The organism is Paraflavitalea soli (assembly GCF_003555545.1).
Taxonomy (GTDB): domain Bacteria; phylum Bacteroidota; class Bacteroidia; order Chitinophagales; family Chitinophagaceae; genus Paraflavitalea; species Paraflavitalea soli.
This window is the reverse complement of sequence record NZ_CP032157.1, coordinates 1,526,568-1,540,604: the sequence shown is the minus strand read 5'-3', so window position 1 is coordinate 1,540,604 and position 14,037 is coordinate 1,526,568. Positions and strand designations below refer to the sequence as shown.

General features: G+C 46.9%; 10 protein-coding genes. 4 read left to right on the top strand and 6 right to left on the bottom strand.

Annotated elements, in window-relative coordinates; translation table 11 throughout:
* Positions 1–2: 2 nt before the first annotated feature.
* The 6 genes from D3H65_RS05795 to D3H65_RS05770 form a co-directional block, all read right to left on the bottom strand.
* The gene (locus D3H65_RS05795; RefSeq protein WP_119049356.1) at positions 3–1,382 is read right to left on the bottom strand and encodes a RagB/SusD family nutrient uptake outer membrane protein; all 1,380 of its coding nucleotides are present in this window, start codon (positions 1,380–1,382) and stop codon (positions 3–5) included.
* A gap of 1 nt (position 1,383) precedes the next feature.
* Positions 1,384–4,830: a SusC/RagA family TonB-linked outer membrane protein gene (locus D3H65_RS05790; RefSeq protein ID WP_119049355.1), complete on the bottom strand. Its 3,447-nt coding sequence runs from the start codon at positions 4,828–4,830 to the stop codon at positions 1,384–1,386.
* 274 nt (positions 4,831–5,104) lie between these two features.
* The gene (locus D3H65_RS05785) at positions 5,105–6,334 is read right to left on the bottom strand and encodes a FecR family protein (RefSeq protein ID WP_162915430.1); all 1,230 of its coding nucleotides are present in this window, start codon (positions 6,332–6,334) and stop codon (positions 5,105–5,107) included.
* Positions 6,335–6,427: 93 nt separating this feature from the next.
* Positions 6,428–7,057 carry an RNA polymerase sigma factor gene (locus D3H65_RS05780; RefSeq protein WP_119049353.1) on the bottom strand — a complete coding sequence of 210 codons (630 nt, stop codon included), beginning with the start codon at positions 7,055–7,057 and terminating at the stop codon, positions 6,428–6,430.
* 483 nt (positions 7,058–7,540) lie between these two features.
* Positions 7,541–8,542, bottom strand: coding sequence for a GlxA family transcriptional regulator (locus D3H65_RS05775; protein ID WP_119049352.1), 1,002 nt, complete (start codon positions 8,540–8,542; stop codon positions 7,541–7,543).
* A 101-nt stretch (positions 8,543–8,643) separates the two neighbouring features.
* Positions 8,644–9,339 carry a Crp/Fnr family transcriptional regulator gene (locus D3H65_RS05770; RefSeq protein WP_119054406.1) on the bottom strand — a complete coding sequence of 232 codons (696 nt, stop codon included), beginning with the start codon at positions 9,337–9,339 and terminating at the stop codon, positions 8,644–8,646.
* 177 nt (positions 9,340–9,516) lie between these two features.
* Between D3H65_RS05770 and D3H65_RS05765 the strand changes: the two genes are divergently transcribed.
* The 4 genes from D3H65_RS05765 to D3H65_RS05750 all read left to right on the top strand — a co-directional run bounded on the left by D3H65_RS05765 (position 9,517) and on the right by D3H65_RS05750 (position 13,958).
* Positions 9,517–9,936 (top strand): hypothetical protein, encoded by a 420-nt coding sequence (locus D3H65_RS05765; protein WP_119049351.1) that lies wholly within the window; start codon positions 9,517–9,519, stop codon positions 9,934–9,936.
* Positions 9,937–9,951: 15 nt separating this feature from the next.
* The gene (locus D3H65_RS05760) at positions 9,952–11,694 is read left to right on the top strand and encodes a chloride channel protein (RefSeq protein WP_119049350.1); all 1,743 of its coding nucleotides are present in this window, start codon (positions 9,952–9,954) and stop codon (positions 11,692–11,694) included.
* Between the two features lie 220 nt (positions 11,695–11,914).
* Positions 11,915–12,274, top strand: a complete 360-nt coding sequence (locus D3H65_RS05755) for a hypothetical protein (RefSeq protein WP_162915429.1) — start codon at positions 11,915–11,917, stop codon at positions 12,272–12,274.
* A 76-nt stretch (positions 12,275–12,350) separates the two neighbouring features.
* Positions 12,351–13,958 (top strand): FAD-linked oxidase, encoded by a 1,608-nt coding sequence (locus D3H65_RS05750; protein ID WP_119049348.1) that lies wholly within the window; start codon positions 12,351–12,353, stop codon positions 13,956–13,958.
* Positions 13,959–14,037 lie beyond the last annotated feature (79 nt).

Below are 14,037 nucleotides of genomic sequence, written 5' to 3'. Positions count from 1 at the left end.
GCCTATCTTGGGTTTTGCCACATGCCGGTCATGCCAATGATATCGTTGGGTATGGGAAGCGTGTAGCGGTTATTACCGGGCTCCAGTGAGTAAGAGTTGCCATTCAGTTTGCGTACCAATGTCTGGTTGCGGCCTTCCTTGTTTAACCGGCGCAGGTCTGTCCAGCGCAGTCCCCTGAAAGGCAATTCTTTTCTTCTGTGATCCAGGATGAGCATCAGCAGTTTTTGCGGATCAGATTCCTCTATTGGCGTATAAGCCGCTGCTTTCCAGCGATGGCGTACCAGGCTATTCAAGTCATACAAAGCCTGTGCAACGTGGCCCAGCCGGGCATGACATTCAGCTCTGATAAGTCGTATCTCATCCGTGGCTATGCCGCTGAATTGGTAAATGGTTCCGCCATATCCATACTTCAGGTTGATAGCCCCGCTTGTATTGGCAAGAAAGAATGCTTTCTTACGCAGGTCATTGCTATCATAAGAAGTGTACAGCATGGAATCAACAATAGCGCCGGTGGCTACAATACCTTTTATGGCAGCGGCGGAGGAATAAAATTCACTGTGAAAAAGTATTTCAGGATTGCGCCCTTTGAATACATTGTTGGTATTAACATGCAGGGTATCATAATTGATCAGCGTGGAATCTGTTTGCAAACATTTATCGGCATACAACAATCCCTGCTCATAATTTCCCATACTTAAATGAACCCTGCTCAATAGTCCGTAAGCAGCGGGCTGCGATGGCAGATTGATGCGTTGGTCAGTAAACGGCCCCAACAGAGAGGCGGCTTCCTGCAGGTCTGTCAATATCCGGTCATAGGTTTGTTTAAGCGTAGACCTTGGAACAATATCTTTAGAAACAACCAGTCGTAAAGGAATGCCAAACTGTTGGATGCCGGGCATGGTATCATAACAGGGAGCAAAAAGCTGGGCCAATTGATAAAATGCATGCGCCCTGAAGAACAAAGCCATACCCCTGATCTCATGCCATTTTCGATTATTGACCTCCGTAACACCTATCTGATTCAATCCATCCAATACAACGTTTGCATTCAATACCTGGTTATAGGGTACTTTCCAGTCTTCCACCTCCGTCTGGCTTTCAAATATATCCGAAGCCCATATGTAGGCATTCTTTTGTCCCACGGGCAGCGTTGCCCAGAAAGTATAGAGCAAATAAATGTTATCGGCCGAAATATCTCCCATGGCCGAAGTGTGGTTCATGGTTTGGTTATCCTGGAGCAGGGCCATGAAATCATCGAAGGTAACAGGCACATAATTGTTGGTGGAAGGATTATCCTCCAATCCCATTTTACCACAGGCTGTCAGTAACAGGCACGCAGGGCATAGGATTAGCAACAGGGAATATCTTTGCAGTTTTCTCATATCATTGTTTTGAGCGTATTTTTATTTTCACACCTCCTCCAACAGACCAGCCCGGCGCATTGCCATCCGGAAATTCAGGATCAAGATGGAGTTTATTTGCCCGCCATAGTATACCCAGGTTGCTGCCATAGAGATACACCATTACCTGGCTGAACTTTGACCCCTTCAGTACTTTGTCGGAGAACTGATAATTGAGTGAGCAATCCTGCAATCGTATGTGTGACCCATTTTCTACGAGGAATGCAGCTGACTGGTAATAGGCATCCATACCCATATCGGGTGGATATTCCAGGACTGGCACGTTGGTGAATAATTCATCGCCTGGTTTTTGCCATCGTTTCAGGTAATCCTGGTGAGTTTGTTGTCCGAGTAATAAACGGGGATAGCTTACTGAGGTCCGGCGAAAATAATACCCCATCCTGAAGCCAATGGTGCCCGCCAGTGTAAAGCCCTTGCAATTGATACCGGTATAGAAACTTCCATATACAGTAGGGATACTTGAGCCGCTTACCTGTAGATAGCGCTTGAGATCGGGCGAGAGCAATACTTTGTTGTAATCAATGGAAGGATGGCCATCCACCAACGCCAGCAGTTTACCAGTCTGCGGGTCAAGCCCCGCCACAGGCAGGCTGTTGATAGCAAAGTAGGACTGGCCCTGCAATGGGCTCACCTGCCCGGGTTGCAAATAACTGCTCACAATACTTTGCTGACTCAGGTAGCGGGTGATACGGTCAACAAATTTATTCAATAAGAGGTTGTGGGTAACATGCACGGGCCCTTTGCTATACCGGGACATGATATTCAATTCAAAACCATTGACGATCATATTGGCGGTGTTGCCGGTATAGCTGGAAAGACCAGAGGTATAATCCAATGGTGCGGCGCCTATGAGATCGCGGCAGTCTTTTACAAAATAGTCGAATTTGATCTGCAGAAGATCACGAATGGCAGACATTTCAATACCAATATTGGTTGTACCTGTTATTTCAGGCTGTAAGGACGGATTGGGCGGACTGATAATGACAGCGGCCGGTTGTCCATATCCATTGGTACCGATGGATTGGGCAGTGGTCAAAGCTGATACTTGCTTATTGATATTGGTAGTAATACCGTAGGTAAATTTCAGGTTCAGGTGGGGTATGATCTTTTTAAAGGGAAAGAACTTCTCATTGCTGAGCAGCCACCCTACCCCTATTGCGTACAATGGCCGGATGGCTTTATTGGTCTTTATGCCCAACAAATTGGACGATTCCTTTCTCAGGGTTCCGGAGAAAGACCATTTCTTTCTCAGGAACCAGGTACCGGTGAGCCAGGCAGAAAAAAAGCTGGTATTGTTTCTCACATTATAATCCGGAACAGTGGGAATGCGTTGCGACCGGTCACCAATATAAAGCGGCATCGGATCGTGCGTATTGATGAATACGGGAGGATTGTCTTTTCTCCACGCATAGTCGCGGGACAAAGTGCTTATTTCTTTCCTGCGGGTAAGATCGGCGCCCAATGAAATAGAAAGCCAGTCTTTGACCTTTCGATGACGGCCCAATGCAGAATCGGTAAACTGGCATTGAAAGCTAAGGTTAAAAGCTTGTTTTTTGCCATTGCTCACATCACGGATAGTACCATAAGGTATCTGATTGATGACGTTACCAGCCGTTACCTGGCTAAATAAATTGATGAGGTTGCGGGTATAATAGGTTTCCGGGCTTTTCCTGTCTTCCTGGGTTACCGTACCCACATGAAATTGCGTGGATGCCTGGATACGCAGTTTGGGTAATATTGGCTGCCAGATCTGTACTGCCGCAACGATCTCATTCGATTTCCTGGTATTATCAGCTTCTTCCAATTCCTGCAACGGCCTGTATTTCCAATCCAGTAATTTACCTCCGCCTGCGGTATCGGTAAAGCCGTCGCGGTAATCCATGGTAACCGGCAACGGGTTTCCTTTATCATCTGCCAGGCGTTGATAAGGTGCTAAGGAAGCTGGCCTTCCGGTATTGTTGTTTTGTTCTTCATGAATGGCCACCATCAAAGAGGTACCGATCTCGGTTTTATATTTCGGTATTTTCTGTACATGGTTGAGGGAGATGGTAGTTCGTTGCAGCAGGTTTCTTTGCAAAACGGGGCGCTGCCAGTCAAAGCCTACCGTGAGGTTGAAGTGATAGGTGGAATCGCCTTGCTGCAGGCCTACAGCATATTGTTGTTGAAAACCGTTCTTGTAAAAATAACGATCGAGGTCCTTTCTCACATCATTTCGCCTTAATGAATCAAGCCATTGCTCTGCCTGAAAATAGGAGATCCGGCCCTGACGCCGCTGATCCAGTATCTCTGCTACTACAGGAACGGCAGGAAAATCAATGCTGTTCTGCAAGGCTGCATCGTAAAATCCATTCAGGAATAAACCGCTTTGAATATCGACCACATCAGAAGCTGACAGAAAATCCTGGCCATTGAATATATTGGTCTTCCGGGTATAGGCCGCATTAGCAGTAAAGGACACCTGCAGGGGACTATTGTAATTGCCGTTCTTGGTTTGAATAGCGATAACACCATTGCTTGCACGGATACCCCAAATGGAAGTAGCGATGGCATCTTTATAGAAAGTTAACTTTTCAATATCGGCCGGATTGATGCTTTTCAGGTCACCTTCATAGATAAACCCGTTTAAAATGATCAGGGGAGCCTGATCGGAATTGATGGTGCTGATGCCACGAAGGTAATAGCGGTCTTTATTTACCAGGAGGCTACTGCCTGCTACCCTTACCACATCGTTGATATCGTAGACGAGGTTGCTTTCTTTGCGGGCAAGGTCGATCTGTTCATAGCTGCCCATAGCCAGGCCGGGTATACCTTTGGCATTGGGCTTTTTGGAATTGATCTGTACCTGCTCCAGGTCACTTGACCTTGATTCCAGAACAATCTCCATAAAGCGTGCCGGTGGAATGGGTACTGTTTTTTGAAGGACCTGCACATGGGTACAGACCAGGGAATCGGCATTTGCCTGAACACGTATCTCAAATTTGCCGTTGAGATCGGTAGTAGCTACCTGGGATCCGGGAAGGGCTTTGACAGTAACCTGTTCCAGTGGAAGCAAGCGGTTATCCAGCACGATACCCTCTTTCTGACGCCATAGATCACCTACGGTGGTGATGGTGACATTATTCCCATGGCGGGTGATCTTTACGGGTAAGCCGGCAAAACAAATTCTAAGGGCTTCATCGACCGGAGTGTTCTTCAACCTGATGTTGACATAAATACGTTCGGCCAGGATATCGCCGGTAATAGCGATCCTGTAACGCGTAAAAAAGAGATCGGCCACTTCTTTTACAGTTTTATTCTTAACTGTAAGAGAAATAGTCGGGTCCGATTGAGCAGGAGCAGTCGTTATGGAACCAATACTAATCACCAGCCACCATAACCATTGTTTTGGTGCAATCAATGCCTTTACCATTTTTACAAAACTTTTATCACATACGTATGGGGTTATCCAACATGAACTTTCCAATAACAGGACGGCCTGTTACCGGTTGCTACTAATCAAAGTTCCTGAGTACCTGATAAGAGGTTTGAATGTAAGATCGGTCCCTGCCTTCATGGCATGGCCGGCATTACTGGTTGCCGGCCTGCCATGTTGTGCAGGAATTCCCAACTTGCCATTTTATCAATGGCCTTTCAGCGATGAGGACGAGGTTTAATGGAAGGAAAGGGTCAATGGATAACAGTTACTAGTATATCTTTAATATTTTATTGGTCAGATCTACTTCAATACGGATCTTGAAATTCTTCTCTATTGCTTTCACCACATTGCCAATAGGATCGGTAATGTTCAACCAACCAGTCATGCGTTCGTTACTGGATGCACCGGGATGCCAATGGACTTTATAGGCATACCATTCGGCCACCTGGGGCAGCACCTCCTGCAGGGAAGCCTGTTCAAACTCCAACACACCCTGTTTCCAGCTACTGGCGTTAGCTGCATTGGTTAGCCTGGATACCTGCCAGCTGTTTGTTGTTGTAAGACGGGCTTCTTCTCCTGTTGAAACAAGGGCGCTGTCATTTTTGCTTTTGACCATCACCTTACCTTGTTCAACGGTTGTTTTCACCCCTTCTTCCTCCGGGTAAGCACTCACATTGAAAGTGGTACCATGTACCACACTGATCGTTTCCTTGGCTACTACCAGGAAGGGCCGGTCTTTTGCCGGCTTAACGGAGAACCAGGCCTTTCCGGTTAGCTCCACTTTGCGTTCATTACCGGCAAAGGGTACAGGATACCGTAATACCGATCCGGCGCTCAGCCAGGCATTGCTGCCATCGGCCCATTGCAGGTAGTAAGCTTTTCCCGGTGGCGTTACTAAAGTATTATAATGGACAGCGGCCAGTGGGGCCTTATTGCTTTTACCCGCCTTGTACAGAAGGCCCTGATCATTTTTGGTAATAACCAGGCTGTCCTGCAACCATTGTGTACCGGAGCGCTGTTCATCCAATTTGATCACGGCGCCATCGATCAGTACCAGGTTGACCCTGGTTGGATCAATCATGGAAGGCAGAAAAGCTGTGGGACAATTGCACTCCCCGACAGTTTTTACGAACGGCGCCCGTGCTTTTGGGGGTTTCATCCACCAGAAAGCTGCTCCTGAAAAGATCACCAGCAACACCGCTACAGCCCACCAAATGCGGGAACGGGTGTTTAACCTGCGGGGACTGTTATCATCAAATTGAACCGGGAGGCCGGGTATTTGCCGCCTGATCTGGTCCCATACAGGTTGCCCATCGATGCCACCCATCCGCAACAGGTCATTTTTTATACCAGCAGGAGCGGTTAGTTGCTCAAACAGCCTCCTGTTGTGAACTGATGAATGTATCCACTGGTCAAGTTCCTGCTTTTGACCAGCATTGAGTTCACCCATCAAATAGCCAGTAATAAGATCAAGTATATGGTCTGATTCATCGGGCATAGAAAGGTTCATTTTTATATTACCTATCTGGGGGGTTATTATTAGTACAATCCTGCGCTGCCTTTATTAAAGAAACAGGCATTTATTTTTTGATCAGGCCCGGAAAAGTTCCCGGCCAATAATAGAAATGGTAATTGTCCAACGAAACAGTCGCAGGCATAGGCAGGTAGCAAAAACGAGGATCATGATCCAATCCCACTGCAGTCTTTTGAGCGCCTGTATCTTGGTAGCCTGAACATTGTTGGTGGATTTATTGAGTATTTGAGCAATCTCTTTTTCCGTCCTGCCTTCCAATAAATAAAGCTCCAATACTTTTTTCTCATTAAAGGGCAATTGCTCCAAACGTTTTATAAGGCGCCGTCTTATTTCCGGCCTCCAAAGGCCATGGTGTTGTTGGTGGATGATCAGATTTTGCGAAAGAGTTTCCAGCTGGTATTTTTTATTATGGGAGGCCCTTACCATAAAGGATTTATTAGCGTTCGCACATCTCCATTCGACGGCCTGGTACAAAAAATTTCTTAGGTGGGTAGAACTCTTTATGGTTTCGCGGTAATTCCACAATGCAATAAACGCATCGGATACACATTCACCTGCTTCCTGCTTCTCCTTCAGCATATTTTGTGCATGTAAGATCAGGGAAAGGTAGTAGCCGTTGAAAATTGCCGTAAATATTTTCTCGTCCCCCGATCTGAGGGCCTGGAGTTGCGAATCATCAATCTGCATTGCAGCTGGTTTTATTCCAAATAATCGGGTTTAGATATCAAAAGATATTGGATCATGTCGATGTGTAGGATACACACGACCCAATAGAAAAGGGGATAACTGCTTCGATTAGTAATAGGAATAAGGCAATGGTCAATTGGTCGCTATTAAAGGTCTTCAGGTAAACACCCTCACCACCTCATACTATTAAATACAACCCTGCAGTCTGATAATTAAAATTCATGATCAGTTTTTCTTATTTATTTCAATAACTGTAACAACCACCTTATAAATCAATGGACCTGACCAATGCAACCTAACCTTACATGTGAAATAAATGTAATAACCACCAACAGTAAAACCTATCCCCGTTTATGTAAAACGTACATAGCAATGAATTGTCCCGGCAGGGGCCGGGATTTAATATTTTATTTGTCTTGCCGATGGTTGATCACACAGCCAGGAGCGTTGCCTGGCTGCAGCATTAGCAGGAGGAACAGTATATCAATCTTCTTCCAGCAGACGGGTGGCCCCTGCTTCTTTATGGTACCGGCTGCGGTATTCCAATGGTGATAGACCGGTTATCTTCTTAAACACTTCGCGGAAGGATTTTATATCGGCATACCCTACTTCATAGAGCACTTCATTGACGGAATGCTGGGAGGTTTCCAGGGCTTTCTTGGCCGCTTCTATCCGTAAACGCTGGAGGTATTCGAGTGGCGTATTACTGGTGGCTTTGATAAAGCGCCTGTCGAAGCTACGGCGGTTAATATTGAGCTGCGCAGCGATCTGGTCAACGGATATTTTTTCAGACATATTCTTTTCCATGTACAACTGGGCCTGTTTTATCAGTTCATCATCGTGCTCTTTCTGACCGGAAAAGATGGTGAAGGGAGATTGGCTAAACCGGTCGAGGTCTACCTGGAAAATCTTTGAGCAATAGATTGCCGTTTCGCGGTCATAGTATTTTTCAACAAGGTACACCAGCAGGTGAAGAAAGGAATAAGCCCCGCCATTGGTATAAATACGTTGCTCATCGGTGATGATCTTCTCGGTAGCGAGATGAACCTGGGGAAATAACTTGCGGAAGGAGCTGGCAGCATTCCAGTGAGTAGAACATTGTTTGCCATCAAGCAGACCAGTAGCCGCTAGTATAAAGGCGCCTGTACAAATGCTGGCAACTTCTGCGCCTTTGGCAAAATGCTCCGTGATCCAGGGAAGGTAATCTTTATTAAAAGGTATCTTGGAGGCAAAGTCGCCACTAAGGGCCGGTATAATAATGAGGTCAGTATGAGTGATCTCGTTAATAGAGGCATGGGGTTTTATCGTAAATAAGCCGTCGTACAGTTCAATGGTCTTTGAAAGACCAACCACCTGTACCTTGAACACAGGTTGGTGACCAAGGCGTTGCCAGTAGTCATTGGCTTTGAGGAAGAATTTATAAGGTCCTACAATGCTGCTTACATTGTTCTTTCCTTCCGGCACAAGGATGGAAATATGCTTCATGGCTATGTTTTGACCATAAAGTTACGGTATTCCATTGTCCAAAACGCCCCTGTCGACCGTCCATTTACCCCACCCTGGACGCGCATTTGCCCGCTTGGCAATTAATCAAGCTCTTTATTGGCACTCAGGGCTTCCAGGGCTGCTTCTTTGAGGATCGCTATCTGTTTGCCGGTTATACGGATCAATTTATCGTTGACCAGTTCATTCATGGTCCGGAACAGGGTTTCATAAGTAGTGCCTGCGAAAGAAGCCATATCCTGGCGGGAAACAGTTATTTTGATGTATCCATCCTTACCCTGCCCGAAACGCTTTTTCAGTACGAGCAGGCTCTCTGCAATACGGCCTTTTACATCCATATGTGCCAGGTTCCTCATCCGGTTTTCAGCCTCCTGCAATTCATTGGTGTAGAACTTCAACAGGTGATAAGTGAGCTGGTGGTTGACCTGTAGGGTGCTTTCAAAAAAAACAAGGTCAATAAAGCAAACGGTCACGGGCTCCAGAGCGGTAGCAGTAACAGGATATGTTTTTTTATTGCCCAGTCCCCGGTAACCGATCATATCGCCTTTTTTGGCGAAGTGCAGGATCAGTTCTTTTTCTTTTCCCCAGGCCTTATGCACTTTCACAATACCGTCAAAAAGGAAATAAATACCCTCCACTGCTTTCCCCTCTTCAAAGATCACTTCCCCTTTTTTAAAATGAAGGTTCTTCCTGTTGGAGGCGATCAAAGGCAGCCAACCATCCAGGCTTTGACTGCATAAGAAGCAGGTTTTCAGGTCACAATCATGGGTTTCTTTCATACCGGGCATGTGTAAAAGTAAGTCAATAAAATATATCTTAAGTAACCTGATTAACGAGTAATTAATAATTTTTGGCCAAAAAACATGATTTATATCATATCTTTGTGGCTCTACCACAAATCCCTTGCCGCTGGATACTCCAACCTTTTTTGAACTAAACAGGTTAAAATACAAGTTATGGAAAATGACAATTTACACACGCCTTTCACCAGGTCGGTGATGGCGGGACTATTTACCGGTATCGTTGCCGCCGTAGTATGTATGGTTTTCAATAACATTTACCGGACGGTGACCTATTTTGAACTTTCAGCTATCATCAATGTGGCATCCATCATTTTTGCCATCCCCCTTATACTGCTGGTAGCAGGCTTTGGTTATTATGGCCTGAGCAAGTACAAACGTGGCACCATCGTATATTGGGCCATCGCCATTTTGATAACAGGTATATGCCTGTTCCTGGATTCCTCTATTCAACGCACTTCAGACGCTCATTTGAATGTTGAGTTCCGTCAGTTGCTGTCGGGTATTATCATTATTTCCGGCCTGGCTTCCTTCTGTATTCCTTACCTGGCTACACACGAAACAAACATTATATAACTGGTCTTATTTTACATGGCAAAGCACAACAAGTTACAGGGCGGTATTCCTATTTCAACATCGCTCGCATCGACCCTGGCATCGGAGCATATTTTCCCACATATCAAACCTGATAAGAAACGCACCATTACTATTGCTTTACTGGCCATCGGCATCGGCGCCTGTGTAAGTTGTATTGCCCGGCTGCTGATCTACCTGATCGACCTCGTGACCAACCTGGCTTTTTACGGACATTTTTCTATAGCGCCGGCCAGTCCGGCTACCCATCACCTGGGCCTGTTGGTGATCATTGTGCCCGTCGTTGGTGGGTTCATTGTAGGCTTAATGGCGTTATATGGATCAAAAGCTATCCGGGGGCATGGTATTCCGGAAGCGATGGAACAGATATTGGTAAACCAGAGTAAGATCAAACCTGCGATCACTTACCTAAAGCCTGTCTCTTCTGCCATCGCCATCGGTACGGGCGGACCATTTGGTGCGGAAGGTCCCATCATTGCCACGGGCGGTGCGTTGGGATCTACGATCGGACAGATTTTGAAGATCACCCACAACGAACGCAAAATACTATTGGCTGCCGGCGCCACCGCTGGTATGTCGGCCATATTTGGCAGCCCGGTGGCGGCCATCTTCCTGGCCATTGAATTGTTGTTGTTTGAATTTTCTCCCCGGTCCATCATACCTGTTTCGCTGGCCTGCATTACCGGTGCGGCTGGGCATCATTTCTTATTTGAACCGGGACCAGTATTCTTTATAGCCCATGTTATCAGCATGCCTTCCAATGAAGCTTTGTTTGCTTACAGCATCATGGGTATCTGCCTGGGTGTATTATCGGTACTGATCACGAAAGCCGTGTATTTCATTGAGGATATGTTTGAAAAGCTGCCCATCCACTGGATGTGGTGGCCTGCCATTGGCGGCCTGGCCGTAGGTATAATCGGTTATTTTGCTCCCCGTACGCTGGGCGTGGGCTACGAAAACATTACGGATGTGCTATCAGGCAGTTTGCCCATCCGTTTTGTATTGACCTTGTGCCTGCTCAAATTTCTTTCCTGGGCCATCGCCCTGGGCAGCGGCACATCGGGTGGTACATTGGCGCCTTTGCTTACGATCGGCGGCGCTACGGGAGCATTGCTCGGTACTGCCGCGCAACTCCTGTTTCCGCAAGCCGGCATCAGTTTGTCGCTCGCGGCACTGGTGGGCATGTCGGCTATATTTGCAGGTGCTTCGAGGGCTTTGCTCACCTCCATTATTTTTGCAGTGGAAACAACCGCGCAATCCAATGCGCTGTTGCCCTTGCTGGCAGCCTGCTGCGCCTCTTATTTCGTGTCATTCTTCCTGATGGAGAATACCATCATGACGGAAAAGATCGCGCGCAGGGGCGTTAAAACACCTCATTCGTACGAACCGGATATGCTGGATAGAATATTGGTGTCGCAGGTCACACAAACACGTGACCGCCATCCTTTAATTGGGACCCTCCTGCAACCCGACCAGATCTCTATACCAGGCAATCATAGTCTGGGACAGGCAGCAGCACTGATGGCGCAGGAGAACGTAGATGTATTGCCGGTGGTGGGTACATCCAACAGCCGGCAGATCACAGGCCTGCTATCTTATAAGGATATCCTGGCTGTTTATAACCGGCAAATGGATGACCACGTAAAAAAACATCCTGTTGTATCACTCAAAAGGCGTAGCCTGAAAGTCTTCATTCATGGCAAGAAGCTGATGGAGATCAAAAAGTCAAAGCAATCCTGATGCTCTGCCAGCCAGCCTGCGTGTAGATAAACTTCGTTTCTTGATCCTGGTACCCCTGTGGTGTGTCATTTTTAAAACAATGATGCATCGACAGGGGTATCACCACTTTGTGGTATCTGCTGTTATTTAAATAATACGGATATTTATTGATGTAACCGGGCTATTTATCCGTTGCATGCCGCATGCGGATAATAATGGCCATCACTAAAACTGCCACAACATGAGCATACGCGTCTGCACATGCCGCCACTACCTTTCTTTATTGGCTGGCGTTCTCATTATTATGATCTCGCTGTCATCCTGCTATTCGGTACGGATCGTAAACAAGGAAGGAACACCTGAACCTGATCCGCTTAATAACTCCGGCAATTTCTACAAGGGCAAAAAAGTACATGTAATTGATACCACGATCTCCTTAAAGCTGCAGGAAGGAGAGTTCTTCCTGATCGAAAGATGCCCTTCGGGCGGGTTTTATTCTGTTGAATACCGGGTAACCTTCGGCGGGGTGCTGCTGAGCGCCATCACCTTTGGAAAAAAACGGAAAGTGAAGATCAAGTATGTGTGTTTGAAGGAGCAGTAAAGGCAATAAGGCATCAAGGCAACAAGGCATTGAGGCAACGAGGGAATACAGATCATACGCATTAAAACGAATTGCAATGGCGACTACTACCAAACATGAAATAGGCAACTGGGATACGTTCCATAACAATGGCCCCTTCCCTACCAAAGTATTATACAAGACCTCCCTGGAAGGCAAGGGCAATATGCCTTCCCTGATCGACCGGTACAATGATGCTGCTACAGAGATCCAACGGCTGCTGAAGGAGGCATTGGATAAGCAGGAAGGATTCAGGGCCTATGGCTCGGCCTGGTCCATGAACCATATTGCGCACCAGAAAGACAATATGCATTTCAATGCCGAAATGAATCTGAAGAAAGCCATCCTCGATGACGAGATGCACCCCGCCTCCACTTTCAAACAGGCCAATCTTTTCTTTGTACAATGCGGCAACGTGATCAAGGAGATCCACAAATTTGTTTTTGACCATGGCAAATCCCTCCAGGCTACGGGAGCCAGCAATGGGCAAACGATTGCCGGTTGTCTGTCTACCGGTGTACATGGATCTGCATTGGGTGTAGGGGCAGTACAAGACTGTGTAGTGGGCATCAACCTGATCATTGGCCCGGACGCCAACGATATTGTGTACCTCGAACGCCATACGGCGCCAGCCCTGTCGGATGTATTTGCCCGGCGCATCAAAGCAAGGGTCATACGCAATGATGGCCTTTTCTATGCGGCCCTGGTAGGCATTGGCGCCTTTGGCTTTATTCATGGCGTGGTCATCGAAACAGAAGACCGTTACTTATTAAAACGCTATGTAAAAAAGATCAATAAAGAGCTGGCACTGGAGCTGGCGAAGACGCTTGACTTTGCCAATTCACCGTTTACCATTCCGGGCGAAACAGATGCACAAGGAAAAGGGAATCGTCCCTTTCATTACAAGGTGTTTATCAATCCTTATGTGGATGATCCGGAATATGTGGTGGAAGCGCTCTATAAAAAGCCCTATGTGGCAGCATACCCTGATCCGCTGCCGAGGATGAAGACAGCGATCTACCGCGACCTCATTATCCTGTTTACCAAAATAGCCGAGAAATACAAGAACAGTATTCCCAAGCTGATCAAATTATTGGGCACTGCGGTATTGCCTCCGGTAGACCTGGAAGCTACCGGCACGCTGGCAGAGATCTTTTGGGACGCACCCTACCAGGGGCCGGCCTTTGCCATTGCCGTAGGCGTTGACCATACCGATTCACCGAAAACACTGGAACTGCTCACCAAACTGGCGCGGGAAGAAGGCCCTATACCCGGCATCTATGCCATGCGGTTTGTAAAGCAATCGAAGGCTACCCTGGCCTTTACACAGTTTCCCGTAACCTGTATGATCGAGATCGATGGATTGATCTGGAAGGGGAGAAAGAATAAGATGATCAGCCTGGAACAATTCTGTACGCGCACGATCGAAGTATTGCAAGCCAATCATATTCCTTTTACCATCCACTGGGGCAAGAATGCAGACTGGGCATTTCCCGGCCTGGTGCAGCATATGTACGGCGACAAAGCCACTACCTGGAAAGCCCACCGCAGTGCGCTGCTCACTGAAAAAAAGGCCCGCTTATTTTCCAACAAATTCCTGGAGGATACAGGACTGAATGAGTTTATAGCTAATGCACCGAAGGAGTTGGCAGAAACGAAATTGTAAGTGGCCGGCGGGACTTGTGCCAACGAAGGGATTTTCATACCTTGGAACTTTAAACGAGTACTGAAAAGAATAGTGAACA

Excerpts from the sequence above, each read along its gene's own strand:
- D3H65_RS05790 (WP_119049355.1), bottom strand. The coding sequence starts at position 4,830 with ATGGTAAAGGCATTGATTGCACCAAAACAATGGTTATGGTGGCTGGTG.
- D3H65_RS05750 (WP_119049348.1), top strand. The coding sequence starts at position 12,351 with ATGGCGACTACTACCAAACATGAAATAGGCAACTGGGATACGTTCCAT.
- D3H65_RS05770 (WP_119054406.1), bottom strand. The coding sequence starts at position 9,339 with ATGAAAGAAACCCATGATTGTGACCTGAAAACCTGCTTCTTATGCAGT.
- D3H65_RS05780 (WP_119049353.1), bottom strand. The coding sequence starts at position 7,057 with ATGCAGATTGATGATTCGCAACTCCAGGCCCTCAGATCGGGGGACGAG.
- D3H65_RS05795 (WP_119049356.1), bottom strand. The coding sequence starts at position 1,382 with ATGAGAAAACTGCAAAGATATTCCCTGTTGCTAATCCTATGCCCTGCG.
- D3H65_RS05785 (WP_162915430.1), bottom strand. The coding sequence starts at position 6,334 with ATGCCCGATGAATCAGACCATATACTTGATCTTATTACTGGCTATTTG.
- D3H65_RS05775 (WP_119049352.1), bottom strand. The coding sequence starts at position 8,542 with ATGAAGCATATTTCCATCCTTGTGCCGGAAGGAAAGAACAATGTAAGC.
- D3H65_RS05760 (WP_119049350.1), top strand. The coding sequence starts at position 9,952 with ATGGCAAAGCACAACAAGTTACAGGGCGGTATTCCTATTTCAACATCG.
- D3H65_RS05765 (WP_119049351.1), top strand. The coding sequence starts at position 9,517 with ATGGAAAATGACAATTTACACACGCCTTTCACCAGGTCGGTGATGGCG.
- D3H65_RS05755 (WP_162915429.1), top strand. The coding sequence starts at position 11,915 with ATGAGCATACGCGTCTGCACATGCCGCCACTACCTTTCTTTATTGGCT.